The organism is Ruminococcus sp. CAG:330 (assembly GCF_000437175.1).
Lineage (GTDB): Bacteria > Bacillota > Clostridia > Oscillospirales > Ruminococcaceae > Ruminococcus_C.
Window position 1 is genome coordinate 67159 of record NZ_FR898094.1, and the last position, 24413, is coordinate 91571.

The 24413-nt window shown below is 37.3% G+C and carries 25 protein-coding genes; 18 read left to right on the forward strand and 7 right to left on the reverse strand.

Annotated elements, in window-relative coordinates:
• The first annotated feature begins 7 nt into the window (after window positions 1-7).
• Window positions 8-337 carry a plasmid mobilization protein gene (locus tag QZL66_RS11690; protein ID WP_293615222.1) on the forward strand — a complete coding sequence of 110 codons (330 nt, stop codon included), beginning with the start codon at window positions 8-10 and terminating at the stop codon, window positions 335-337.
• Window positions 286-1680: a relaxase/mobilization nuclease domain-containing protein gene (locus QZL66_RS11695; protein WP_022411898.1), complete on the forward strand. Its 1395-nt coding sequence runs from the start codon at window positions 286-288 to the stop codon at window positions 1678-1680. The genes QZL66_RS11690 and QZL66_RS11695 overlap by 52 nt, the downstream gene beginning before the upstream one ends.
• A gap of 61 nt (window positions 1681-1741) precedes the next feature.
• Here QZL66_RS11695 and QZL66_RS11700 read toward each other — a convergent pair whose 3' ends face one another.
• Complete coding sequence (locus tag QZL66_RS11700) at window positions 1742-2233, reverse strand: hypothetical protein (protein WP_022411899.1); 492 nt, start codon at window positions 2231-2233, stop codon at window positions 1742-1744.
• A gap of 365 nt (window positions 2234-2598) precedes the next feature.
• On the opposite strand from QZL66_RS11700, the gene QZL66_RS11705 reads away from it, so the two are divergent.
• The 16 genes from QZL66_RS11705 (at window position 2599) to QZL66_RS11780 (ending at window position 10230) form a co-directional block, all read left to right on the forward strand.
• The gene (locus QZL66_RS11705) at window positions 2599-2814 is read left to right on the forward strand and encodes a hypothetical protein (RefSeq protein WP_022411900.1); all 216 of its coding nucleotides are present in this window, start codon (window positions 2599-2601) and stop codon (window positions 2812-2814) included.
• 18 nt (window positions 2815-2832) lie between these two features.
• Window positions 2833-3240, forward strand: coding sequence for a hypothetical protein (locus QZL66_RS11710; protein ID WP_022411901.1), 408 nt, complete (start codon window positions 2833-2835; stop codon window positions 3238-3240).
• Between the two features lie 122 nt (window positions 3241-3362).
• Window positions 3363-3776 carry a hypothetical protein gene (locus QZL66_RS11715; RefSeq protein WP_022411902.1) on the forward strand — a complete coding sequence of 138 codons (414 nt, stop codon included), beginning with the start codon at window positions 3363-3365 and terminating at the stop codon, window positions 3774-3776.
• 20 nt (window positions 3777-3796) lie between these two features.
• On the forward strand, window positions 3797-4576 hold the full coding sequence (locus QZL66_RS11720; RefSeq protein ID WP_022411903.1) for a ParA family protein: 780 nt from the start codon (window positions 3797-3799) through the stop codon (window positions 4574-4576).
• A complete protein-coding gene (locus tag QZL66_RS11725) occupies window positions 4560-4880 on the forward strand; it encodes a hypothetical protein (RefSeq protein WP_022411904.1) in 321 nt (106 codons plus the stop codon). The genes QZL66_RS11720 and QZL66_RS11725 overlap by 17 nt, the downstream gene beginning before the upstream one ends.
• Before the next feature lie 295 nt (window positions 4881-5175).
• Entirely contained in the window at window positions 5176-5379 is a 204-nt protein-coding gene (locus tag QZL66_RS11730) for a hypothetical protein (protein WP_022411905.1), read from the forward strand.
• The gene (locus QZL66_RS11735) at window positions 5376-5513 is read left to right on the forward strand and encodes a hypothetical protein (protein WP_022411906.1); all 138 of its coding nucleotides are present in this window, start codon (window positions 5376-5378) and stop codon (window positions 5511-5513) included. The genes QZL66_RS11730 and QZL66_RS11735 overlap by 4 nt, the downstream gene beginning before the upstream one ends.
• Entirely contained in the window at window positions 5510-5902 is a 393-nt protein-coding gene (locus QZL66_RS11740; protein WP_022411907.1) for a single-stranded DNA-binding protein, read from the forward strand. Before QZL66_RS11735 ends, QZL66_RS11740 begins: the two co-directional genes overlap by 4 nt.
• Before the next feature lie 17 nt (window positions 5903-5919).
• Window positions 5920-6258, forward strand: a complete 339-nt coding sequence (locus QZL66_RS11745; RefSeq protein ID WP_022411908.1) for a hypothetical protein — start codon at window positions 5920-5922, stop codon at window positions 6256-6258.
• On the forward strand, window positions 6242-7237 hold the full coding sequence (locus QZL66_RS11750) for a ParB N-terminal domain-containing protein (RefSeq protein ID WP_022411909.1): 996 nt from the start codon (window positions 6242-6244) through the stop codon (window positions 7235-7237). The genes QZL66_RS11745 and QZL66_RS11750 overlap by 17 nt, the downstream gene beginning before the upstream one ends.
• The gene (locus tag QZL66_RS11755; RefSeq protein WP_022411910.1) at window positions 7234-7434 is read left to right on the forward strand and encodes a hypothetical protein; all 201 of its coding nucleotides are present in this window, start codon (window positions 7234-7236) and stop codon (window positions 7432-7434) included. The genes QZL66_RS11750 and QZL66_RS11755 overlap by 4 nt, the downstream gene beginning before the upstream one ends.
• A complete protein-coding gene (locus QZL66_RS11760; protein WP_022411911.1) occupies window positions 7431-7724 on the forward strand; it encodes a hypothetical protein in 294 nt (97 codons plus the stop codon). Before QZL66_RS11755 ends, QZL66_RS11760 begins: the two co-directional genes overlap by 4 nt.
• 225 nt (window positions 7725-7949) lie before the next feature.
• Window positions 7950-8642, forward strand: a complete 693-nt coding sequence (locus tag QZL66_RS11765; protein ID WP_022411912.1) for a TraX family protein — start codon at window positions 7950-7952, stop codon at window positions 8640-8642.
• Window positions 8643-8675: 33 nt separating this feature from the next.
• Window positions 8676-9464: a hypothetical protein gene (locus tag QZL66_RS11770; protein WP_022411913.1), complete on the forward strand. Its 789-nt coding sequence runs from the start codon at window positions 8676-8678 to the stop codon at window positions 9462-9464.
• Window positions 9448-9864 (forward strand): TnpV protein, encoded by a 417-nt coding sequence (locus QZL66_RS11775; protein WP_022411914.1) that lies wholly within the window; start codon window positions 9448-9450, stop codon window positions 9862-9864. The genes QZL66_RS11770 and QZL66_RS11775 overlap by 17 nt, the downstream gene beginning before the upstream one ends.
• A gap of 12 nt (window positions 9865-9876) precedes the next feature.
• The gene (locus tag QZL66_RS11780) at window positions 9877-10230 is read left to right on the forward strand and encodes a hypothetical protein (protein ID WP_022411915.1); all 354 of its coding nucleotides are present in this window, start codon (window positions 9877-9879) and stop codon (window positions 10228-10230) included.
• A 79-nt stretch (window positions 10231-10309) separates the two neighbouring features.
• On the opposite strand, the gene QZL66_RS11785 is transcribed toward QZL66_RS11780, so the two are convergent.
• From QZL66_RS11785 to QZL66_RS11810, 6 genes are all read right to left on the reverse strand, one after another.
• The gene (locus QZL66_RS11785; RefSeq protein WP_293615232.1) at window positions 10310-11149 is read right to left on the reverse strand and encodes a PBECR4 domain-containing protein; all 840 of its coding nucleotides are present in this window, start codon (window positions 11147-11149) and stop codon (window positions 10310-10312) included.
• A 637-nt stretch (window positions 11150-11786) separates the two neighbouring features.
• Window positions 11787-20192 carry a toprim domain-containing protein gene (locus QZL66_RS11790; RefSeq protein ID WP_022411916.1) on the reverse strand — a complete coding sequence of 2802 codons (8406 nt, stop codon included), beginning with the start codon at window positions 20190-20192 and terminating at the stop codon, window positions 11787-11789.
• Between the two features lie 28 nt (window positions 20193-20220).
• Window positions 20221-20481: a hypothetical protein gene (locus tag QZL66_RS11795; RefSeq protein WP_022411917.1), complete on the reverse strand. Its 261-nt coding sequence runs from the start codon at window positions 20479-20481 to the stop codon at window positions 20221-20223.
• The gene (locus tag QZL66_RS11800; protein ID WP_022411918.1) at window positions 20481-23108 is read right to left on the reverse strand and encodes a MuF-C-terminal domain-containing protein; all 2628 of its coding nucleotides are present in this window, start codon (window positions 23106-23108) and stop codon (window positions 20481-20483) included. Before QZL66_RS11800 ends, QZL66_RS11795 begins: the two co-directional genes overlap by 1 nt.
• Before the next feature lie 20 nt (window positions 23109-23128).
• Entirely contained in the window at window positions 23129-23815 is a 687-nt protein-coding gene (locus tag QZL66_RS11805) for a hypothetical protein (RefSeq protein ID WP_177496173.1), read from the reverse strand.
• Entirely contained in the window at window positions 23812-24351 is a 540-nt protein-coding gene (locus QZL66_RS11810; RefSeq protein WP_022411920.1) for a hypothetical protein, read from the reverse strand. Before QZL66_RS11810 ends, QZL66_RS11805 begins: the two co-directional genes overlap by 4 nt.
• Window positions 24352-24413: the final 62 nt, after the last annotated feature.

Sequence of the window (24413 nt, forward strand, 5' to 3'; positions counted from 1 at the left end):
TGACCATATGAAAGATGATAAGAGAGAAATCCTATATCGCTTTAGAGCAAATAAAGCTGAAAGCTCTATGATAGAAGCACGATATATTCAATCAAGCTGTTCCTCTATCAGCGAATTTTTCCGACAGATTGTCATCAATGATATGATAGTTCAGAGCAGTGAGGAAGAATTAAAAAATCTAAATCTCCTCTTAAAAAGCATAGCTCAGAGTGTGGACGAGTTATCAGAAGAATCATGTACACATTCCGCAAAGATACAAGAGGTTAAAAGAGAGGTAGATGCTGCATGGCAACAACTTCAGTCCATTCAATTTACGTTACGCAAACTCAAGCATTAGAGTATATTGTCAATCCTGAAAAAACAGAAGGCGGTACATTGGTTCAAAATTTTGCTTGTTCTAACGACCCTGTTATTGCAGCAGAAATGTTTGATGCCGTTAGAAATGAGAAAGGAACAGGACGTGGCATAATCCTTGCAAGACACATTCATCAAAATTTTGCACCCGGTGAAACTACACCAGAAGAAGCAATGCAAATTGGTTTAGAGCTGTGTCAAAAGCTTTTTGGAAATGAGTATCAGTTTGTGATTGCAACACATACGGATAAGCAGCATATCCATAATCACATCATAGTAAACAATGTAAATCTTGAAAACGGGAGAACATTGAATTATCTTGCAGACCGAGGAAAGCAAAACTTGCTTTATCAAAAAATCAGAGATACAAGCGATATGCTTTGCCGTGAACATCAACTTTCTGTTGTAGAAAATCCTGAGTTAGGGAAAAAGCAAAGATGGTATGAATGGTCACAGGAGAAACAAGGTCTTTCATGGAAATCTAAACTTCGCTACGAATTGGATTGCCTGATAATGCGAAGTGACAGCTTTGAAGATTTCATTGACAAATGCAGAGCTAATAACATCGAAGTTGACTACAATCCAAATCGGAAAATAGATTTGAAGTTTCGTATGCCAGAACAGCAAAAATTTGCAAGAGCGAAAACGCTTGGTTGGTATTATGAAACTTCTCAAATAAAGAAAAGAATTGAAAACTACCTACGACATAAAGAATTATCACTTGCCTATCAACCACGCACCAAAATTATTGATACAAGTGCAGAACTATTTCAAGAAGCAAAGGGACTTGAACGATGGGCAGATATACGGAATATGCAAGAAGCATTTCGTGTAATAGACATATTAACGCAATATCAGATTGAAAGTACAAAAGAAGTTAAACCGGCTGCAATTTCTGCTTCAATGCATCGAGCTAAATTAGTCGAAGAATTGAATCACTTACAAAAAGACATTGCTTCTATATCAGAAACTATCGAAGCCTTGCGAGTGTTTCAAAAGTATAGACCTATCATTCAGCAAATGAAGAATTTGCCTGATAGAAAGAAGAAAGGTTTGGCAGAAAAATTCTCAAATGAATTAGAAAAATATCGTGAAGCTGGAACAAAACTAAAAGCTGCTTATCCAGATGGAAAAGTTCCGAGCGAAGAAAATCTCATCAAAAAGAGAAATGAAATGATACAGAAACGTGAAAAATCCAATTCTGAATATAAAGCAGTAAATTCAGAATTGAAGGATATTGATTATGCACGTCAAGCGATAGATGATTATCTGAAAACGCAGGATGTTAGTCAGGAACAAAAAAGGAAGAAGGGTGATTTGGAATGATGCTGGCAGAAAAAGAAAAAAGCACAGGCGGTTTGCTTGTGCTTTGTATCGGTATCTGATTTTATTCATTTTCTTCTTTTTGCGATAGAATCAATTGCTCATATTGCTCTATGGCTTGATTGATAAAGGTGTTTAAACTTATTCCCATACTTTTAGAGATTTCCTGTAGATAAGCTTTTTTGCCTTTAGGGACATAAAGTGAGAATCTATCATAAATGTTGTTGTTATTTTCCGTTGTTTTGCGATACACCTCAGAACGTTCTACGTCTGACATCTCAGTCCTTTTTTGCTTCTTCTGCTGCTGAAGATGTTCCGCAGAACAATCTTCGCAAAAAATTTGGTTTCCCGATTTTTTCAAAAACAGTTTTTTACAGTTTGGACAGATTGTTTGGCTGCCAACAGCCACAACTAAATCCGGAGTGGTTTCACGCTTTTGCTGATAAGTTGCATTACGCTCTACTTGCTTTTTTTTGCGGCATTCCGGACAGTATTTCTGAACGTTAGAAGTGCGTTCACATTCCTTGCCACATTTCTGGCATATCATCGTTGGCATTTTAGTTTCCTTTCTTGTAGAGTTTGACTTTATTTTATTGTATCATATCCCCTATGCTTTGTCAAACTTATAAAAATGAATCATTTGTAAACATCGAACTTTATATTTAACAAATTGTAAAACGCAAAGATTATATCTTGACAATAGCGTTAGTTTATGATATAATCATAGAAGAATCAAAAAGAATAATAAGAATTCGAGCCAAAAAGAAAGCAAATTTGCAATGGAATGTAACATTAGATTATATGGTGGTATACGCAAGCAGAGTGACAGCAAGGAAATTTCATTGCTGGTAATGCGGATGGGTAAACGGTCACAATCCCCGATAACCCACAAGCAAATAGAAACGAAAGAGGTGGCGAAGTATGAAGTTTTATGCTGTGACAAACTGTGTTAGTAATTATACAACTCCCACAGTTACAGACACTTGTGATGCAAAGCAAAAACCGTTGAATACAATTCTTTCTAATGGGGAGAAAGACATACGGCGTATCTGGTTTGATACGTTAGAAGAAGCTCAAGCATATTGTGATATATTTTCTTCTGTTCAGAAAGACATGAGTATTTCTCAGAATGAATAAAACAAAGGAGATGAAGTCATGAGTGAAAATACTCAAAATCTTTTGATTCTTCTAGCTGTTGGTATTCCGACAGCATACATTTATTTGAGAAGACGACAGAATAGAATCAGACAAGAGATGTTGGAACAACGGCAACGTTCTAAGCTGCAATCCTCTCAATCCAGTGATGCAGATTCAATACCGGAAGAAGCTGAGGTCATCCTTGGTGAACTAACTGAGTTGCGGTTGAAGCAAGCAGAAACACTTGCACAGATTGAAGACATTCAGAATGGTCGAAACGTGGAAGTCAATGTTTGCAGAGAATATGGTCAATCAACCACCTTATCTCAAGAGAGCATTTTACAGGCTTTACAGGTAGAGGACAAAACGCTCTCTCAGCAAATCCGAAGAAAAAGCCTTGAATTTGCTGAAATCGTAAAACAGTAAGGACAAAACGGTAGACAGAACGGTAGACAAATCGAGGGACAAAACTGTGGGGAAGGGGTTGACGAGAGGGGTTCGGGGAAGTGGACAAAACGTGGTAGACAAAACGCAAGAGGAGGGATAGAATGCGTAAATACTGTGATATTTGTGGTATCGAAATTGCTGATACGGATTACGATAGTTGGTATCGTTTTATTAGCGTAAAGTACTGCGATGAATGCCGTATAGACGTTCGCAAAGAGCAGAAAAAAAACAGCAAGAAAAAACTGCAAGTAAAAAAACGAGCTGAAAATGCGGTATCACGAGAAGAACAACGTTTAAGTGAAGCTGAATATGTTGCCCAGTGCAAAACCGAAGCTAATCGTATTAAAGAACAACGTTCCCAAATTCGAGAAGTTCCTTCTATGGAACAGGAACTGAAAAGACAGCTCCGGCAAGCTCAAAGACAGATTAAGGAACTCGAAAATGAACGTAGACAATCCGCAGCGGATTATATCAATCTAATGCGGAGAGTACAAGAACTTGAAAACTCAAAATGAAATAACAGGAGGAAAAGAAAATGGGAAAAATCATTACAATCAGTAACCAAAAGGGTGGCGTAGGAAAAACTACAACAACGTTTAATCTAGCTGCTGCTCTTTCCAGAAGAGGAAAGAAAGTGTTGTTAGTAGACCTTGACCCACAGGCAAATCTGAGTGAATATCTGGGGTATCAAAAGGATAATAAGCCTACCATGACGGAACTGATTTCGGAAGTTTCTACAAAGTCCATGATTCACATTGCTGCTGTGAGAATGGCAATTCGCAAACATGATATGTACGAGTTGGATTACATTCCTGCCGACATCAATTTAGCAAATGCCGAGATGTTGATGATTAACGCCCTTGCGAGAGAGAGTATTTTAAAACGCATTTTGTCCGAAATCTCAGATGACTATGATTACATTTTAATTGATTGTTTGCCTTCTTTGGGAGTATTGCTTATCAATGCAATGACCGCAGCTGATGAAATGCTGATTCCGGTACAGACGCAAAAGTTTAGTATGGATGGGCTTGATAGTTTGATTCAATTGTTTAAGCAGATTCAGGCAACTATCAACCCGACAATACAGCTTTCTGGAATACTTCCGACTATGATGGACTATACAACAGTAAGCAGAGCAGCATATCAGAACTTGATGAATAAGTATGGTAGTATTCTTTTCAAGACATACATACATCGCTCTGTGGAAGCTGCTAAAGCCGTAGAGGTAGGGTGTATGATTCCAGCCACAAGCAAGCTTGGAATGGAATATTCAGCTCTTGCAGAGGAGGTGTTGCAGCATGATGTTCAACGGTAAACTTACCGTTACGCACCACCATCGGGCAACGGTACAAGAAATCTCCGTAGAAATGAATGGTTTTTCCTTTCTTTGCTTGTTTGGCAGACATATAAACGGAGCGTACATTTCTATTGTATCGTTGGGGGTAAGTGCAGAACTTTCTCCCAGCAAAAATGGTGTTGGTTACAACTCTGACCGCATTTTTCATGCTTTACAGTTTGCTGATTACAGCCGAAGAGGTATGATAAATGGTTGGGAACGTGACTTTGCAAATGCATTGTCCAGAACAATCACCCCAATGTTATCAGCCAAAGCACAATGAAGAAAAGGTTAAAGGTAAAAAGGGATTATGGTGTTACAGTTTACAATTGCTCTACTTGTCGGTACGTTACTTGCAGATTGGGTATGCTATGTTTTTGGTCGTAGCGGAAAAGGGATATTTCATTTTCCAAGAGCCGTTCGCATTGCAGAAACCTGCCTACTCATTGTAGGTTTGCTATTGATAGATGTTTATTGTGGCTGGCTACAAAGTAGATAATGCTTTTTGTCACGATGTTGCAATAATTGACACAGCTTTAGTAGCGATAAAGCGAGAACATGAAAAGGAGTAATTGAAAATGAGCGATGAAACATTAGAACTGCTATGGTCAATGCTTACGAACGAGCAACTTTTGGAACTGCGGGAAAAAGGTGCAATGGATGAACGCACAATGGCATCTTTCAAGACCGAATTGTTTAAGCGGTGTTTGATTCAATTTGATGAAACAGCGGATGCAGTGGCAAAGGCGGTTATGGCGGCATTTATGGAGGGATTGGCATGATAAAAATCGAAAATACGGAAGTATACGGCTGGGAAGCAGCCATCCGTGGAATGCGAAATCCGAAAAATTCGTGGGAAAAATCAGACAGTTGTTATTGCAAAGAATCCATTCAAAAAAAGAGAGGAATAGCATGAACATTATCATTTTAACTGGACGTTTAGCGGTAACGCCCGAACTAAAAGAAACCGCAAATGGAAAGATTTTTTGTAGATTCAGAATTGCTGTAGACCGTCACAAGAAATCTGATGGAACAGCAACAACTGACTTTTTTACATGTGTCGCATGGGGAAAAGTTGCAGAAATCCTTGAAAAATGGTTGAATAAAGGCGATGCATTAGAAATCATCGGGCGAATTGAAAATGCAAACTATGAGCTTGATGAAAAGAAGCATTACTGTGACCAAATCCATGTCCGAGAAATTCATTTTTTACCCTCTGGAAAGTCAGAATTGAAAGAAAAAGCTAGTGATGAAGATTTTGCTGCTTTTGAAGATTTGTTAGACGACCCAGATGTATCGTTTTAATGATAGGAGATGGCATCATGAGTGATTTGATAAGAATGCGTCTTTATTGGCGTAACCAGTGTTGGAAAGAACATTCTGTATTGTATGATGTTACAGTAACTGTTTTGAAAGAATGGATTCCAATGCAGGAAGATTCAGAACAACTTTGGTGGTTATACAATCGGTACTACGTTTTTGGTCAAAGTATAAACTATTGTACAAAGGGAATACGCCATTATTTTCCGCAAATGTGCGAAAATGTTACAGAGAAAGAGGTGCGTAACAAACTGGAAATGCTAAATGAACGCTATACTTATTTAGTAACTTTGGGACAGCCTGTCCAGAATAGGAGATACAGAAATGGCAGCAGCTTTTGACTTAGGAATGATGCTGAATACAGCACCATCAGCGAACATGGTGCAGCAAATTGCATGCGATTTGCTTACACCATATCATAATCATATGTTTGCTCTTTATGATGGAGAAAGACTGGAAGACATGGTGGAAAGTATCCGCAAAAACGGAGTGCTTACACCTTTAATTGTACAACCTTTAAGCGGTGGAAAGTACGAAATTTTAATTGGTCATAACCGTTGGAATGCCTCTAAAGCAGCAGGGCTTGCAACTGTTCCGGCTATTGTAAAACAGGGATTGACAGCCGATGAAGCTGAGATGTATGTAATAGAATCAAACATCATGCAACGTGGTTTTGACAACCTTAGAATCAGTGAACAAGCAGCGGTTGTAGCACAACGTCACGAAGCAATGTTTTCTCAAGGAAAAAGAAACGACATTATCCGTGAATTGAAACTACTTGAAAACCCAAATCTTGAATCTGAATTGACAGAAACCCCATCTCAAACGACCAGAGATAAGGTCGGTTCTGAATATGGATTAAGTGGAAAAACGGTATCAAGATTGATACGCATAAATCGCTTGATTGATGAACTAAAAGAGCAAATCGACAACGAGAATATCGCTTTTCTTGCCGGAGTTCAGTTGTCTTATCTGTCAGATGACACACAGGAAACGGTTGCATTACTTGCAGAACAGTACAAAATCAGCATTAAGAAAGCAGAAGAACTACGGAAAAATGCAAGTGATGGAAGCTTATCCGATAAAGAAGTAGAACAGATTCTGTCTGGAAAAACTGATGAACCACAACAACCAAAACCAAAATCTGTAAAAATCAGTCAGGCTTCTTATTCGAGATACTTTAGTAAAAAGGCAACAAGCGAGGAAGTATCAGAAATTATTGAAAAGGCATTGGAAATGTACTTTATGAATCAGGACGATGATACGGATAAGAGCAAAGTTATTGCAACTTTTCCTGATTTTGATAAGGAGCAAGCATGATGAATCAAATGAAGTTATTGATTTTTCAAGCAGCAGCAAAAGAGCATGTAATATATGTCAGAATGCTCAATGATAATGCTGATGAAAGTGCTGTTACAATTCAGCATAACCGCTATCTGGCAATATACAATATCATTCGCTGTGGTTTTATGGAAGACGAATACAAGAGCTGGTACAAGAAGGTGTTATCTAAATGAACAAATCAAAACTACTAGGAAGTAGCTTTGGAAAAGACCTTATGAAAACCGTAAAGCAGATACATTTGTATCAATGCTATCTTGATAATCTAAGTGATTCACCGGAAGAGTATGAGTACAGGTGTTATCTAAAAAGACAGCTAAATTATAAGTTTGAAGCATTAGAAGCAATGACTAATGCAATCGCTTTTTTTGCCAGAATCAAATATAAGTATGTAAAAACGCCTAAAGTCTTTGGATTGTATTCTAAGGATAAAAAGGATTGGCTTATTATCATAGGAAGAATATAGGGGGACTTGTTAAGATGCATTCATGTAAAAAATGCTTGCACTGCGAATGTCGTAAATCTAATAAAAGTGGTCAAAAATTTTATTATTGTGGACACCCTGACCAGAAGTACATACAGGGATATTTTAAGTGTCATGATTTAGAAGCAAAATTGACCGGATTTATTGGCATTGTAAAAAGAGAAATTTCTCCTGATTGGTGTCCATTTCGTAAGAGAGGAGCAGCAATTGTCGTTAAATAGAAATCAACTAAAATATCTTGTAATTGTAGCAATGGTTATTGACCATGTGGCAGCTGCCTTCCTTTTTAATGATTCTGCTATAACAGTTATAATGCGGATGATAGGGCGATTGACAGCTCCTACAATGGCTTTTTTCATTGTAGAAGGATATTTTCATACAAAAAACAAAAAGAAATATGCTCTTCGTTTATTTATATTTTCGCTGATTTCATGGCTGCCGTATTCATATTTTGAATACGGCAAAGCCACTTTCCATTTCAGTGTGATTTTTACACTTTTCCTAGGATTGATGATTGTATGGCTGCTTGATTCAAAAATCAATTCTGGATATAAGATTTTTGGCATAGTTCTTATATTGTTTTTTTCCTTTCTTGCCGACTGGATGATATTCGTTCCCTTATGGTGCATATCATTTTTGGCTTTAGAAAGAAACAAGAAAGCAATCGGATACGGATTATATCTAGCGACTGCTATTTTATACTCGTATCTTGTTATAAAAAGTTCTCCAGCATGGACAGGCATTTGGGCAATCGGAGTATTTTTTGTTTTTCCAATGTTAAAGCTATTCTATCATGGAGAATCAGGCAGTAAAAAAGCATTTCACAAGTGGTTTTTTTACGCATTTTACCCAGTACATTTGTTATTGCTTCTAGGAGTAAAATGTGTAATTGACTTATAAAGCATTTTATGATAAAATAATGGAGGACAAGTTATGAAAAAAGCAGTCATTTCAATGGGTATGGTTCTTGGCATTGCAGCAGGAATGGCTACAATGCCGATTGGTGTTTATGCGGATGAACAAGTCAATAAGGATTACATTGCCGACTTGATTTGGGAAGAATGGTGGTTTGGTACACCAGAAGACGGCACACAATTTCCTGAAGCATCATATGAACATCATTTGATTGAATCATGGCTTGATGAAAATTTTGATGAGTATAAGGACGATGTTCCGTACGCTATATATGCGTATCGAGAATACTATAAAGACCTTGTTTCTAATTGGGCGTTTGAAGATGATGATAATGGAAATTACTATATTACAGATTTAGACGGAAACATTCTGTACCATTTTAATTTTGTCAACGGCAAATGGAATATGGCTGATGAAAATGGAAACGTAGTAGACAGTTTTATGCCGTTTAACACAGTAGAGTGGGAAAAGGAACAAGAAGCCAAAGAAGAAGCGAATCAGTCCGATTCTAATTCTGAGGAAGAAAGTAAAGATTCATCAACTTCACAACAGCATAAACAAAATAACAATCGCAGCAATAACACCGGAAATTCTGTACATAGAGTTCTTGGAAAAACCACACAACAACCAGCAACCGAAGCTGCTACGGATGAAGTCACAGAAGCTGAACAAACAACTGTAAAGTCGTCTGCAAAAAGAGGTTTGCTTTGTGGTACGCTTCTTGCAGCAGTTATAATAATAATAATTTTTGTTGTAATGCACAAGAAAAATTATAAGAAAGGGAATGAGCATGATACTAAAAAGTGAAAAAAGGTTCTACGATGACAAAGAAAAGAAGTACAAACAGCCTTTATGCGAATTTGATACAGAGAATCTCATTGTTACAGATACAGATTCTAGCACAGGAGCATCCACACAGAACAGCTTTATTAGCGTTTATATTCGGCGTTATATTCCATATATGCTGGAGCGAAATCCTGACAAGCTTCAGGAACTAGTCAATCAAGGCGAAATATATTCATATTTGCTGAAATTAGAAACGAGAGCAAAGGATGCAGAGTTTGACCAGATTGAGAAGTGGTTAGCGAGTGATAAGGAATACCTGCTTGCAGTAAAGAATGATGATTTTATGAAACGCACTCAACTGTACAATGCCTTTCAGGAGCAAGCAAGAGAACTGATTTTAGATAGTATAATTTTTGTGTAAGGGAGCAACAATATGTCGATACTTTTATTGCCTTTCAAAATAGTTTTTCTAATAATTGCTTTTATATTAAAAGGTATCCTATACCTACTTGCATTTATTCTAAACTTTATTTCTGAGGTCTTGGTTGCTTTGCAATACATACTCGGAAGTATCTTTGTGCTGATTGCTATTGGAGGGACTGTTGTACTTGTTAAGAGCATTCAAAATGGTTCTCTTACAGGTTTGCAAGGGGGCGTTTTAATAGGCGTTTTGTGGCTAATTTCTATGGCATTCAGTTTGATGTTCTATTTAAGTAGTGCAGCAGCAGACTTGTTTGAAAGTATCGGTGATTGGCTAGGCGATACAGCTCTGGGCTTTTTCTACTAAGAATTTATTATGTTAAACAAAAAGCGATAGACTGCGTAAAAACAGTTTATCGCTTTTTCTATATTCAAAGAGCAAAGTCTTAATCTAGACTTTGCTGGTCTTTTTTCTTCTTTATTTGGTGCGGTTTCTGTTGTTCCCGTTTTTTCTGGGCAAGTGCATTTTTCCGAAGCTGCGAAACTGACATATATGGTTGTGTCTGTGGCTTGTCCTTTTGAGTAGAACCAGCAGCTGCGGCTATTGTTACAAGTTCTTTTTCAGCGGATATTTTTTCATTGGGTTCTTTTGTATGTTGTTCAAGCTGTTGTTTATACGAATCAGCAATAAACAATTCTACTGGTTCTTTTTCTTCACGTAAATCTATTTTTACTTTACGAAGAATAGTATAGGATGTATGTCCTATTGTAAAATCTCGCTCATTTTGTCCTCTTGTAAAACAAGAACGTCCAAAAAAGAAATTATCAGTATCATTCTGAGATACTAAAAAGTAATAGCGTAATCCTAGCGTTTCATTTTTTATAATGTAATCGGCATCTATTTTAGAACTTTTATTAGCTGAAGGATTGAATTTAAAAATGGTATCTTTATCATCAAGAATTGCTTCCAAATGTTCTAAGCAGTCGATTCTATCAAGTATTTCATCATACCAAGTACTCTTTTGAAAAAGTTCATCTGAATATGTTCCATCAATGATTTTGTCAAAAACAGATTCTCGTTTTTCTCTTCTCACTACTTCAATATCTTTTAATTTGTGAAGACCACACAAATGATGGAAAGTAGACTTATCAAAACGAATACAAATGTTTATTGGCTGCGTGTTACGATTTCGAACGACTGTAAATTGATATTCATAATCAAAAAGTTTCTGGTATGAAAGTGCAGCTGATTTAATAGAAATTTTGCTCACCTCTTTTACAAACAAAATGACGCTACCATAAAGGTAGCGTCAAATCATTCACATTTTCTTTCGGCAAAACGCCTACGCCAAGTCGAGGTTTCACTGTGCAACCCCTCCCGCAAGCTCAACCAAGCAACGCTCTTGGCACGCCCCTTGATATCATCGCTTCACAGAACTGCTACGACTATTAAGTTTACGTCAGCCCTGACCGAAAACCCATGTTTTCTAACAACACCTCTGTTGCTATTATTATTATAGCCGATTTTACCGAAAATGTCAAGGGGTTATCAAAAAAAATTTTAGTAGAAAAGAGAAATGGCTGTAAGTTTTGCACGCTTCCAACAAATACCACTTACAGCCTTCACACAATGAACTTCACACAATGAAAATTGATATTTTGCCATCGGAATTACAAAAACAAATAATTTTCAATGGGTTCTCTGTTCTCTTGTTTTCATGGTTATTGTAGCACACATTTCTAGAGATGTCAAGTAAAAAACATACTGTCAAAAAATCTTACAAGATATATCAAAATATGAACTATAGCAAAGAAATATATCTAATGTGTTCCTCAAGTGTCAGCCACACTAAAAAAGCTACGGATAGCTGTTTTCGCTATTATTATACTTTATTTTTCTGTAATCGTCAAGAGCTTTTTATTTCAATCTAAATTCTGCTCTTTCTTTTTTTGCTTTGGCTCAGAGCCTTGCTCCTGTTTAGCTGAAATTGCAGCTTTTCGCATTCTGGCACGTTCAAAATAACAGGTTTTTGGCTTGTCGGGGGCTTCTTTTTTCGCCTGTGCAGCTGATGCAGCAAGTTCTGCGGTAAGTTCCTTTAATGCAGTTTCCATTTCTCCAAGTGTCCTGCCGTCCTTACTCAGAAGTTCAAATGGTTCACTAAGAATCTTCTGTGCATTGCTAAAATCAATTTCAAGAGAATTTAATTCATTCTCCGTATGTTGGATACGTTGGTCTATTTTTGCTACACTAGATTCCAGTCGGCGAAGATTAGTATCATAGGAATCAACAAAATCACAAGTGTACTTTGCTGCTCCACTAAGAGATGCGGAAATAGCTGCAACGCTTCCGTTTTCTTGCATTCCAAAATTTCCAAAGTCCTTTATTGTAATAGATAGTGGAAATCCCATAAATTCACCGATTTCGGTTGGTGTACCACGTTCTTTTACCATGGAAAACACAGCGTTTCGTAAGGCATCTGCTGCATCCTTCCGGTCAGTGTACTTTGTACCAGCTATTGTAATTGCAAATGCAGGACGATTGGTCTTTGCATCAATAGGCAAGCTTCTGACATGCTCTTTATCAGTTTTTAAAGATTCCATCGTGTGTTCTAAATCGCTTTTTGATTGTGGATATGCTGCTACAAGGTCTTGCATATCATAGATTCTGCTGTCATGCTCACGTTTTTGTATTCTCATATTTGATACTTCGTTTTCCATATCAGCACGTTGCTTTAATCGTTCATCACCAATACAAAGTGCTTTTATTTCGCTGTAATTCAATGCCTGTTGGTCAACGTCTTCCGCACTTCTGGACATGGTGTCCGATGTCATAATCTGCGAAATAAAATTTTGTTTGCTTTCCAAAAGCTGATAAGAATATGCATCAAATGTACCTTTTGTGACGTAGCGATATTGATGTACATGCTTATTTTCGTTGCCTTGTCGAACCAGTCTTCCTCGCCGTTGCTCCATATCAGCTGGTCGCCAAGGAATATCCAAATCATGTACTGCAATCAATTTTTGCTGTACATTTACACCAGTACCCATTTTAGATGTTGAACCGAGTAATACTCTAACTTCTCCAGAGCGAACTTTTGAAAATAATTCTTCCTTGTCTTTCTCGGTTTTAGCACTATGTATATATGCAATTTCATCCGGTTGTACTCCTTTTTCGATTAGTTTATTCCGAATGTCATCATATACACAGAAATCACAAGCTTCTTCTAATGAATCCATATCTGCTGCCGACTTTTCTTCATTTGCAGTCGTTTTGGGACTACTGCCGGACGGTACACCCAAATCACAGAATATAATCTGTGTAAGTTTATCTGGTGCGGTTTCTTCATAAATCTGATATACGTTTTCTACGCATTGGTTCAGTTTTGTGGCTGGATTATCTTCCAATGTTGGGTCAATCAAACGTGGGTCTAATGCTAATTTTCTGCCATCACCAGTTATTTTTAAGGGATTATCTATGCGTGGGTCTGTAACAGTACGATTTTGCAAAGCATCTGCACGGTCAGATAGTTCACCAAGCATATCCTTTTGTTCTTCTGTAGGCTCTACCTGTACAACGTGCATTTCACATTCCGGAACATCCAAATGCAGCATATCGGCTGTGCGAATATCAGCAATTTGCTTAAACATTGCCATTAACTCTGGTATTCCCGTATAGCTCATGTGTACTTTTTGCTTTACATCACTTCCTGTTGTGTTCAGTTGCCAATCTGTTTGCTGTTTGCCGAACACACTTATCCAGTTGTCAAAGTTATCAAGACCCTTGCCTTTTAAGAAGTCATGTTCCAAATATCGCATCATTACATGCAGCTCTGTCATAGAGTTGCTTAATGGCGTACCAGTTGCCATAACAATACCCTTACCACCTGTCTTTTCATCGAGATACTGACATTTTAGGAACAAATCCATAGCCTTTTGAGAAGACGATGTAGAAATGCCGGATACGCCCTGTAATTTTGTTGCTGTAAAGAGATTTTTGAACTCATGGGCTTCGTCTACGATAAGCTTGTCAATACCCATTTCTTCAAAAGTTACAGTATCATCTTTCGGAGTATCTAGTAGCTTGTCTAATCTCTTTTTCAGAGATTTTCTGCTACGTTCTAGGGCTTTTATCTCTACTGAACCACCATCGGCTTCTTTTAGTTCCTTAATACCTGTTACAATATCCTGTATCTGCTGTTCCAACAATGCAATTTGTCGTTCTTGTGAAATCGGAATTCTGCCAAGTTGCTGATGACTGATAATTACAGCATCCAAGTCGCTAGTTGCAATTTTCGCAAATAGTTGTTTTCGATTGGATTCCTGAAAATCTTTTGCAGTAGCTACAAGGATATTTGCACCCGGATACAATAAACGAAAGTCTTCACCAATTTGTTCAGTCAACTGTTTTGGAACACAAATCATAGGCTTGCTGCACAATCCCAATCTTTTTGATTCCATAGCTGTTGCAATCATTTCAAAAGTTTTTCCAGCACCTACGCAATGTGCAAACAGTGTATTACCGCCAAAGAGTGCATGTGCAACTGCATCTTTTTGATGTGGTCTAAGAGAAATATCTGCATTCATTGTAGGAAATGTAAGATTGCTTCCATCAAATTCCCGTGGTTTGATGCAGTTAAACATTTGATTATACTGTTCTACTAATTCATTTCGGCGTTCAGGGTCTTGAAAAATCCATTCTTTAAATGCTTCTCTTATCTTATCTGCTTTTAGGTGTGCTGCTTTTGTTGCTTTATCATCAATTACTCTTTTTTCTTTCGTTTCGCCAAATGGCAGCGTTTCAACTACGACTTTATAGCATTTAGGTTCTCTCAAATTCAGTAGGTCTTCCATGATTTGATAAGCACTTTTATGCTTTGTACTATACTCTTGTTCATGTACTGATAAATTCCCATAACGTGTCGGTTTTGGGGTGATTGACCATTCTCCAGACCTTTCAGAATGCGTTACCTTAATTGCACTTTTCATGCTGGATTCTGCATTTCTATATTGCTTTTGCAGCATATATTTTTTGTAGAATGGAGCATCTTCTAGCTGCTTTTTACAATCATCCATTATCCTTTGCTGAAAATCCACTTGCTTTTCTTCTGACGTACCAAATGTTTCATACATAAATTGACGATAAATTTTCGGGTCAATCCAAGATGCACCAATTTGAATGTCAAGGTCTTCTGCTTTTAGCATAGGTGGTTTGGATTCTTTAAGTACTTGAATATTTTTTTCAAATCTGCTATCTAATGCAGCTGCTTTTTCTGCTGCTTCTAATTTCTCATAGATATTTCCTGATAAATATTCCGCAGCAGTTTGATAAATTTCCTCACCGCTTAAATTTGGCACAAGATATATCTCGCTTTGTAGCTCTTGAAGCAGTTCATCTTTTGTTTCTCCGGTCAGCATTTGCATATATCCAATATCTACTTTGGCTTTTTCGGAAAGAGAAATAGTCAGAGCTTCCATTGCTGTATCAACATGTTCAACTGCCTTTGGCGGTTTTATTGTTCTCTTCGTAAACAAGTCGGATTTTTCGGCAGTTCCTTTACTCAAATCATAGCTTTTCTCTAAAGATGCAACCAACGGATAGGATACATCTTCGCCAAACATGGACTTGTTAGCTCTGCTATGCAAAAGACCATGTTTTTTAGAAAAGCTATCATATTGTGCGTTTAATTGCTCTTGAAGAGAACGGATTACATCATCCGATTGATTTTGTTCCTGTGCAACTAAAAGCTCTCGTGTCGTATCACGAAGCGAAATAAACGCTCTTGCTGCCTGAATTTCCTTATTGCTATGATTGCATTTGGGAACACAGCATCTATCTGTTGTCTTGAAATAAATCTTATGATTCTGCTCAAACAAACTGAAATTACGCAATTCTTCTGGCGGAGCGACCTGCAATCCATCTATTTTCGGATAAACATCATTTGCCTTTACATCAGATATTGTGGCAGACAACTTTGATACAGCTTCTTGCAGTTGTTCTTTTAAATCTGCTCCTTCAATAGGCATACACATTGTTCCATGCCCATACATCTTATTACCTTCTACCATCTCTCCTAAGACCATATCAGGATGTTCTGAGAAGTATTGATTGATTGGAAGTCCTGCATCTGTTTCGCCAATATGCACCCACTCTGGTTCAATTACAGGCGGTTCAGAACGCTTTTGCAGAAAGATAATATCCGATGTAACATCTGTACCAGCGTTTTTAGAAAATGTTCCTGACGGCATACGAATAGCACCTATCAAATCTGCTTTTTCTGACAACTGTTTTCTAAAGTCTTCGTTTGCTTTATCTAGTGTCCCAGTAGATGTAACAAATGCAACAATACCGCCCTCTTTTACTTTGTCTAATGTTCTTGCGAAGAAATAGTCGTGCAGCTGTTTTGTGCCATATTCTTTGTCAAAAAAACCTAAATCACCGAAAGGAACATTGCCTACTGCCATGTCAAAACTTCCGGTTTGAAAGTCTGTTTTTTCAAATCCCTTTATTTGAATATCTGCATCAGGATAAAGCTTTTTTGCGATTCTCCCTGAAATGCTATCTAGTTCAACACCATATATCTGTGTTTCTTTTTGCAAGTCTGTGGGCATTCTGCCGATAAAATTACCCACTCCACAAGACGGTTCTAAGAGATTTCCACCTTCAAATCCAAAACTCTTAGCTGCATCATAAATGCTATCAATTACGATAGGCGGTGTGTAGAAAGAATCCAATACGGAAGCTTTAGCAGAAGTGTATTCACTATCGGTAAGGGTTTCTCGTAATGCTGTATATTCTTTTGACCATTTTTCATTTCCACTGTCAAATGCTTGAGGCATACCGCCCCATCCAACATATTTTGAAAGAACTTCTTTTTCTTCTTCTGTTGCCGGACGATTCTCTGTTTCAAGCGTTTTTAAGGTTTCAATTGCTGCGAGATTTGCCTTAAATTTAGTTTTTGCACCACCTTCGCCCAGATTATCATCTGTAATGGTAAAGTTTGAAGTTTTCTCAACTTGTTCTTTCTGTGGTTCTTTCGGCTTTGCTTCCATTTCAAATTCCTGTGATATGTCTTTGGAATCCTTGTCTTGAACCAACTTTTCAATTTGTTGTGATTGCAATTCGCTTTCTACTTCTGGATTAACAATAGAAGGACTTTCTTCTGTGATACCGGATTCTGCAAAAGCTTCTTCTGTTGTCTGCGGTTGTTCTTTTTCTTTGTTAGAATCTTCATCTTGCAGTGTTGGTGATTCAGTTTGCTCAATTTTTGAGGGTAATTCTTCAAACGATTCTGGCATAGTATCTGAAAATGATTCAGCGTTTTCTTCCATTAAGGTTGGATTCTCTAAAACTTTCTCATCAGAAAACGCTGGCATGACTACCTGTTCAACAGTACCTACTTCTTCAATTTCTGAAAGCTGTTCCGGACTGTCAATGTATTTATACAAATCAGTATCTAGCAACTTGCTTTTAGGGAGATTTTCTGTAACTACAAACGCCCCAGATTCTCTTTTTACTGTACAGTCATCTTCATACCAAGGTAAAGCTCCTGCCAAAGAAACAACCTCACATATATCACCTGTACGCAAGTTCTGAAATTTATCACCGATTTTTAATTCATAAGGTTGCGATTCTGCATCGACAACAGAATCGTTTTCTTCTTTCTCATTTCGTAGTTCTTCAGCCGATTCTGATGTTGCTCCCGAATTTTCTTCTTCAACTGATTCAATCAGTTCCTCAACTTTTGTAGAATCTGTTATGGAAACACTGCTCTCATTTTCGGGTTCAACCTCTATATCTGAAAATGACATCTGAATGTTTTGACTACCTATATCTGTAATGTTTTGTTCTGAATCAGAAGCTTCTTTCTCTTCTGATTCAATTGATTTAGAATCAGAATCCAATGATGCAGCTTGCTTTTTTTCTGACAAAAATGTTGTTACTTGTTCTAAGGAATCATTTGTGGTTACAGCTTGACGATACATATCAGAAAAAATAAGTATATCATTTGCGGAAACTGTTTCATCTATCAATTGTTCTATTGCAGCTTGCGGAACTCCAATGTCAAAGGCATGGACTATGGCTGCCTTTTGTTCTTCATTATAGTCATGTCCAGCTGTAATTTCAGAAAGTGTTACATCTTTATCCAACTGACTTTTACATTCTATTAGGCTAAGAAATGACGTATCGGAATTATCTGAAATATACGCTGAAATATGCTGGTTAAGTTGTTGCAATTGTGCAGGAGTGTAAGCAGCATCAATATAAGTTGCAATTAAGCTGGTTTGTCCGGAACGAGCAGAATCTTGTATGCTACTTTTCAATTCTGATAATTGTTCATTAGAAATCCCACGACTTTTTAAATCTCTTTCTATCTGGTTCTGATTTCTTGCAAAAGAAAGTTCTTGCATAAAATCCTTAGCAGAACTTTTTTCTACTACAAACACTAGTTTTTCGTCACGCAGTAAACAAGAATAGGGAATCTTATCCGCACTTTCAAGTAGTGGTTTGATTTCTTGATACTCTTGTGGCTGGAGTGGTGCAGTTAAGTAATAGCAATCCTTAAAATCAGGTTTAGATGGTTCTTGAATAGACTGATTGCTGCTTACTTCTTTTCCTTGTTGCCTATCTTTAGGGATTTGTGCTTTCCGCATCTCCAATATCTTTTCTTTTAGCTCTGACACTCGTTTTCTATCAGCTTCACTAACTGTAATAGTTGATGATATTCTTCCGATTTTTGCAGAGAACTTTATGTTTTCCTGTTCAAGTAATTCTGCAATCTTTAATGCAGTTTGAGTTGGAGCTGCAACATAACTTTTCTGCGGAATATACCGATATTCTGCATTGCCGATAATTTGGTGATTTGGTGGAGTGTATTCTTTTTGCGATTTACGCATTGTAAGTGTTGCTGCATAATTATTACCGAGCAATTCACGAAATTTATCTTCTTCTCTATCGTTGATTGCTACTACTACAGCACCATTTCTTGCAAAAGCATAGTAATTCATACCTGCATTATCAAGTGTTTCTCTATGCTGCAAGAAATCAGATTCTCGCATTTGAAAAATAGTCTTATCTTTATTGTTCGTAGCATCATTCCAAAAGTGGTTTCCGTATGTCAGAAGTTCTTGCTTTTTAGCAGGAGATTCTATTGTCTTGGGAATGTCACGCAGTTGGTCGTTCCAGTCTTTATACTTTGAATCAGCGGTCAAGCGATGCATTTCAGGATACTTTTTCTGTAATCGCTCTGCAAAATTGTTTCCGGCTTCATCATTATCTGAACACAAGAACACTCTTTCAGGAGAGATATGATACCTTTCCATTGTCGCTTCGACAATATTAGGCTTCACACCCATCATACTAATTAAGCGATGATTATCAAGTTCATTCTGGTGCAGTTGCATATAAGACAGCATATCAATGGAACTTTCAAAGAAAAGAGCATTTTCACCATTTCCCTTTGTTACTTCAAAGCCATATCCAGAAGCAGAACCAACAGCAATTCCTTTGTATTTTTTATCGGATAGCGTTCCTACCTTTTCTGCACCAACAGTTTTACCGAATTCATCTTGAATTAGAAAAACAGCATTTCCAGTTTTTGATTCCTGCTGTATTTTTCCGTCTTGAATAAGACCATGTACCATTTCATAATTTAATCCTCTTGTTTGAGAAAGATATGCAAGTACACGTTTTTGTTCCGTGTCAACGTTGAGGTGTATTTCTTCTGGTTTTTGAAGTTCAGTTCTTTGTGTTCTGTTTTGTGTAATTGTATCTGCATCATATGAAAGCTCTGGTGTCTGATTGCCATTCAACATTTTTACTGCATCATAGAAATCTTTTCCGAGGAACTGACGAACAAATGAAATACTATCTCCGCCACGCTCTTCACTGAATTGATACCATTTTGCCATTTCACCTTGCACATTATCTTTGATATGAACGCTATCGTGTTCTGACATGATATATTCTTTTCCAACTCGTTTTAAATCAACGCCTTGGCTCATTAAGAAATCGGGCAGATTCACACGTTTGGCAGCGTCTATTTCCTCCTGAGATACTCTTTTGGATAAATGTGACGGTTGGTGTTTTTGATGCTCTGAACGGACTTTCAATGCTTGTATGACCTCTTGTTTAAAAGCAATTTCAATTTGCATTCTGCGAAAGTTAGAGCTATCAAGAGGGACATTTTGTTTTGTCAATGCTGCCTGATTTTCAGATAACTTTTGTTGTAATCGGGAAATGGCTGTATCATACCCGATTCTTTCAGCAATGTCAAGCAATCTTTCTTTCCTTTCAGCATTTCGTTCCATTATAATATCTTGCTGTTCCATGCCGTAAACCTCCTTACTTATTCATTTTTTAAAATGGAGCAATGCTTGTAAATTCATAACTGGCATATGCTTCAAAGATAACAATTTCATCTTCATACTCCGTAATGCTAATGCAATCAATAAAAAGTTTGCAGTCTTTACAGTCAAACATTGCGATACCATTTATGTAATCAATAAGCAAATTTCCTTTTAATACTAGTGGCTTTGAATTGCTGATAGAAGTAGCCTTTTCGGTCAAAGAGGGAACATCAGTGTCTACCAAATACATATCACTATAAATTTGTATCATTATAATTCCTCTTTTCCTCGTTTGGTGCTTCGATGTTGTGTTTGTTGCTGTTCTTGCTTTTGGGCTTTTTCATGTTGCTGATGCAGCTGCTTTCTTGAAAAGAACACAGCCCCTTTATCTTTTTTGTGAATCGTAACTGCCGACTTATTTCCGTCAATCACAGCGGAATGAGAAACTCCTTCTTTTTGCAATTCGGACACGGCTTGACGTGCTTCATCAGCAGTCATACGTTGTGTATATCTATCTTCTTTTGGGAGCTGCTGATAAAATTCCGGATTGATAAATTCTTTTGTCTGCAATTTTTGTGCTTCTGCACGAGCAGATGTTAAGTTTTGAACATCTGATTTTGCTACTGTAATTGCTACAGCTGTTTTTCCTCGTTCTACTGCGGAATATGAAACATCTTGATTGTCTAACGTCTGCATTATTTTTTTTGCACTATCGGGTGAAACAACGGTTGTTACACGTTCAGATTTAGGAATCGAAGCGTAATACTCTGGGTTGATTTTAGAAGTATGGACTTCTTCTTTTGGCTTATCTTTTTCCCTTTCTCCTTTTGTAGGGCTTTTTTCAGGTGATAGGAACTCGTCCACTTTTTCTTGAATGTTTTTCGCTGCAATTGCAGCAAATTCCTGTAATGCAATGTCGTCATGCTTGTCTAATGCAATTGTTACAACGCTATTATCCTGTACGGAAATTGCCGAGAATGCTATGCCCATGGCTGCAAGGCTTTCTAATATCGTCATTGCTTGTTCTGCCGGATACGTTTCCATGTGAAGATTTTCAGGAGAAATTTGATGATAATAATCAGGACGAATAACAAAAGAACCATCCTTATGTATTTCTGCTTTTTCTTCATCTGCTAAGGCAAGCAAAAAACTTTTTTCGGAAGTCTTTTCATCTTCAAGCACTTCTTCCGTATGGCTTTTTTCTATGTTATCTTGTTGTGTTTCTTCCATTTGTTCATCATAAAAATGTTCCTGTTCTGGGGGAAGATTATTGATTACACCGTCAATTTGATTATAATTTTGTTCCATTGACATCTCTGCTGTACGAAGATATTCAGTACCATCTACGGCAACTTCTTCTGCAAGTCGAGATAACGTCATATTATTTGCTGTGCTTTCTATCGTTACGCCAGTTTGCTGCATTGCACCGTCAATACTTTCAGAAGATTGTTCGGAAAAATTGATTGGCAAGCGTTCAATCTTTTCGATACGAGCCGAAAGTTCTTCTCGTCTGTCCTGAATGGCTTGTATTTTTCCTTGTATACTTAATTGTTCAGTCGTATTTTCAGCTTTTTCATATCGTTGGCTTAATCTTGCTATCTGCGTATCACATTTTTCTATCTTAAATGATAGGGAACGTCGAGAAGCATCATGCAGCAAATCCATGCTCTGTGCGTATTCTTGTCTGCGTTTTTCTGGATTTAAAACTGCAAAACTTTTTATCACCCCACTCAATCCCTGCAATTTATCCGCTTTAGCTTGAGAAACAGCAATTTTATGTTCTAATGTAGCAATCCTATCGTTGTGCTTCTCTATCTTTGCTTCATGCTTAGGAATAGAAACATTTTGAATTTTATCTATTTTTCTCTGGTTACGGTCTATCATCAAATTTACAACAGAAGAAAGCACACCGCCAGATAGCCCTTTTAGCATTTCATTTGTTGCTTGTAAACGCTCTGCCTTTGCTGATAATTTTTCAATGCGTGCTTCGTTTTTCTCTATTTTTCCTTGCCGTGAATCAATCCTGTCACTTAATGATTCAATCCTTTCCTCGTGACTTTGATGAATAGAGTTTAAAATTGGCAATAACGATTCTTTTTGAACTGGTGCTTGTCTTTTTTCATCAGAAGTCTTGACATTACCCTCTGAATGTGTTATACTATTATTAGATTTAGAGCTGATGGATGTGTTCTCTAGGGGCGATTGTAGCCCGGCAGAATGAAGCATCTCATCAGCTCTTTCTATTTCATTTCGCACACCCTGCATTGTATAGGCAATGCTGTCATCAAAGCTGATAAATGTTTTTTCATCTGGCAATTGTAGTCCCATTGTGTTAAGTAGTTCTTCGGCACGTTCCTGATTCGCTGCAATAAGGTTTCCCTGATTCAGCTGTTTATCCAGATAATTTCCCATATTGTTTCGTCCGTATGCACTTGCTATCCGGTTTACCTCATGGAATCCTTTCTTTTCTGAAAGAGATACAGCTACCATAATGGGACGATTTTCTTTATCTTGCAACTGGGTAATAGCGACTAAACTATTCTCTTTGTTACCCTTTAGTATCATTACTGGATTTCTCAGCTCTGCTGGAAGCTGCTTCATAGTATCCGCATCCAGTCCGTGTCCATGGTAGTGTTCATCTGCTTCTGACATACATTTTACGATTGTTCTTGGGGCAATAACGACTTGTAAATCTTGATTCGCTCCAGACAGTGCAAGGGCATTTGATGTATCGCCAATATGTAAAAAATCTGATTTTTTATCAGAACCCAGAAACGAATCAAGTTCATTTGCAAATGATTCATCTTGTTTCAGGTTCTGCTGGATTTTTTCAGACATACTCAGAATTTGATTTTCTTCCGCTGTCAAGGCGGATTTTTCTTTTTCCATTACTGGCATAGTTTCATTTCTCCCTATCGTTAATATGGTTTCTTTGTCCGTTCAAGATGTTCTGTGTATTCCTTTTCAGACCTTTGAACGTATTCATCCGATTTTTCTGCTTGTACTCTTTGGGCATTTCGTTTCAGAACATCTCTGGAAACATATACTTCTTTTTTCTTCTGGTCATCTTCTTGCTGCTGACGAAGTTTTTCTGTTTTGTTCAGAGGTTGAATATCGTTAGTTCTTTTCTCTAGCAACTCCTTTATTTCTGTATTTGCTTCATGATTTAGTTGGATTTCTTCTTGCAAAGCCTGTTTTATCGTCAAATCATCGGAAAAACAGAGAGATGTATATGTTAATGCAAGACCGAATTGTAAATCAGGCGGTTTTCTTTCTAATGAAGACACAGAAACATGCAATACAGCTGCTATTTCGGGGAGTAAAGCTTGAACTGCTTCAGATTGATTTTCACCGGAACGTAGTTGCTCAACTCTTTCATGAAATTCAGCATTTACAGAAAGACGATTGCTCCTTTCAATAATGTCGGTTACTCTATCCCTATCTTTTTCACTGAATGCAATCAACATTTTATGGTCATTGATTTTAGCGTGATAGGCAATTGAACATTGTTCTAATCCTCTTAAAACGAAATCAGGATTATTCACTTGAATGTTTAAAAATTGCTTATCCGGAATTTCGGATAAGGGTACTCCATGTTCCATCACAATGAAAGCACCGCCTTTAATCTATCCATCAGCTCAGGATTTTCAGCAGCATTATTTTCATCAAACTCGCCATAATGATAAAGATAAATGCCATATAGATTTTCCTGTATTTCTTCTGGATACTCATACAAGGTTTCTGGAGAAATATTCAGTAATTTAGCAACATTTTTTAGTTCTTTACGAATCATTCCTTTTCTTGCAATCTCAAACATCCCATAAACATCGCTCTTATCGTTTAAACAAGCATACATCAAATGAGATTTTGTTTCTTCATCAAGAGAGCAAAGCGTTTCATAAGAATAATCAAACCCGATTACATTTGAAACATCTTTCATTGTTATATTCAAGGTTTCAGAACGCCAAATCTGTTCCAACTCTCGCAGAGCATCTTGTATAACACCTTCGTTCTTCTCATTTTGGATGTCATACATTAAAACAATGGCTTCCATTGCATTCAATGCATCCTGCGAAAAATCTGATAAGTTATCAACTGGCAACTTTAAGAGTTTTGCTGCTATTTCAATTGATTCATTCATAGTTATTCCTTTCTTGTTCATGGACAGTCTGTCCACATGTTTTAGCTTTATTTTTGAATAAA

What these genes read in the sequence shown, in the direction of transcription:
- QZL66_RS11770 (WP_022411913.1), top strand. Translation starts at nt 8,676, where the DNA reads ATGAAAAAAGCAGTCATTTCAATGGGTATGGTTCTTGGCATTGCAGCA.
- QZL66_RS11790 (WP_022411916.1), bottom strand. Translation starts at nt 20,192, where the DNA reads ATGGAACAGCAAGATATTATAATGGAACGAAATGCTGAAAGGAAAGAA.
- QZL66_RS11750 (WP_022411909.1), top strand. Translation starts at nt 6,242, where the DNA reads ATGGCAGCAGCTTTTGACTTAGGAATGATGCTGAATACAGCACCATCA.
- QZL66_RS11760 (WP_022411911.1), top strand. Translation starts at nt 7,431, where the DNA reads ATGAACAAATCAAAACTACTAGGAAGTAGCTTTGGAAAAGACCTTATG.
- QZL66_RS11755 (WP_022411910.1), top strand. Translation starts at nt 7,234, where the DNA reads ATGATGAATCAAATGAAGTTATTGATTTTTCAAGCAGCAGCAAAAGAG.
- QZL66_RS11690 (WP_293615222.1), top strand. Translation starts at nt 8, where the DNA reads ATGAAAGATGATAAGAGAGAAATCCTATATCGCTTTAGAGCAAATAAA.
- QZL66_RS11695 (WP_022411898.1), top strand. Translation starts at nt 286, where the DNA reads ATGGCAACAACTTCAGTCCATTCAATTTACGTTACGCAAACTCAAGCA.
- QZL66_RS11710 (WP_022411901.1), top strand. Translation starts at nt 2,833, where the DNA reads ATGAGTGAAAATACTCAAAATCTTTTGATTCTTCTAGCTGTTGGTATT.
- QZL66_RS11720 (WP_022411903.1), top strand. Translation starts at nt 3,797, where the DNA reads ATGGGAAAAATCATTACAATCAGTAACCAAAAGGGTGGCGTAGGAAAA.
- QZL66_RS11800 (WP_022411918.1), bottom strand. Translation starts at nt 23,108, where the DNA reads ATGCCAGTAATGGAAAAAGAAAAATCCGCCTTGACAGCGGAAGAAAAT.
- QZL66_RS11740 (WP_022411907.1), top strand. Translation starts at nt 5,510, where the DNA reads ATGAACATTATCATTTTAACTGGACGTTTAGCGGTAACGCCCGAACTA.
- QZL66_RS11780 (WP_022411915.1), top strand. Translation starts at nt 9,877, where the DNA reads ATGTCGATACTTTTATTGCCTTTCAAAATAGTTTTTCTAATAATTGCT.
- QZL66_RS11810 (WP_022411920.1), bottom strand. Translation starts at nt 24,351, where the DNA reads ATGAATGAATCAATTGAAATAGCAGCAAAACTCTTAAAGTTGCCAGTT.
- QZL66_RS11735 (WP_022411906.1), top strand. Translation starts at nt 5,376, where the DNA reads ATGATAAAAATCGAAAATACGGAAGTATACGGCTGGGAAGCAGCCATC.
- QZL66_RS11715 (WP_022411902.1), top strand. Translation starts at nt 3,363, where the DNA reads ATGCGTAAATACTGTGATATTTGTGGTATCGAAATTGCTGATACGGAT.
- QZL66_RS11730 (WP_022411905.1), top strand. Translation starts at nt 5,176, where the DNA reads ATGAGCGATGAAACATTAGAACTGCTATGGTCAATGCTTACGAACGAG.
- QZL66_RS11725 (WP_022411904.1), top strand. Translation starts at nt 4,560, where the DNA reads ATGATGTTCAACGGTAAACTTACCGTTACGCACCACCATCGGGCAACG.
- QZL66_RS11700 (WP_022411899.1), bottom strand. Translation starts at nt 2,233, where the DNA reads ATGCCAACGATGATATGCCAGAAATGTGGCAAGGAATGTGAACGCACT.
- QZL66_RS11745 (WP_022411908.1), top strand. Translation starts at nt 5,920, where the DNA reads ATGAGTGATTTGATAAGAATGCGTCTTTATTGGCGTAACCAGTGTTGG.
- QZL66_RS11775 (WP_022411914.1), top strand. Translation starts at nt 9,448, where the DNA reads ATGATACTAAAAAGTGAAAAAAGGTTCTACGATGACAAAGAAAAGAAG.
- QZL66_RS11705 (WP_022411900.1), top strand. Translation starts at nt 2,599, where the DNA reads ATGAAGTTTTATGCTGTGACAAACTGTGTTAGTAATTATACAACTCCC.
- QZL66_RS11795 (WP_022411917.1), bottom strand. Translation starts at nt 20,481, where the DNA reads ATGATACAAATTTATAGTGATATGTATTTGGTAGACACTGATGTTCCC.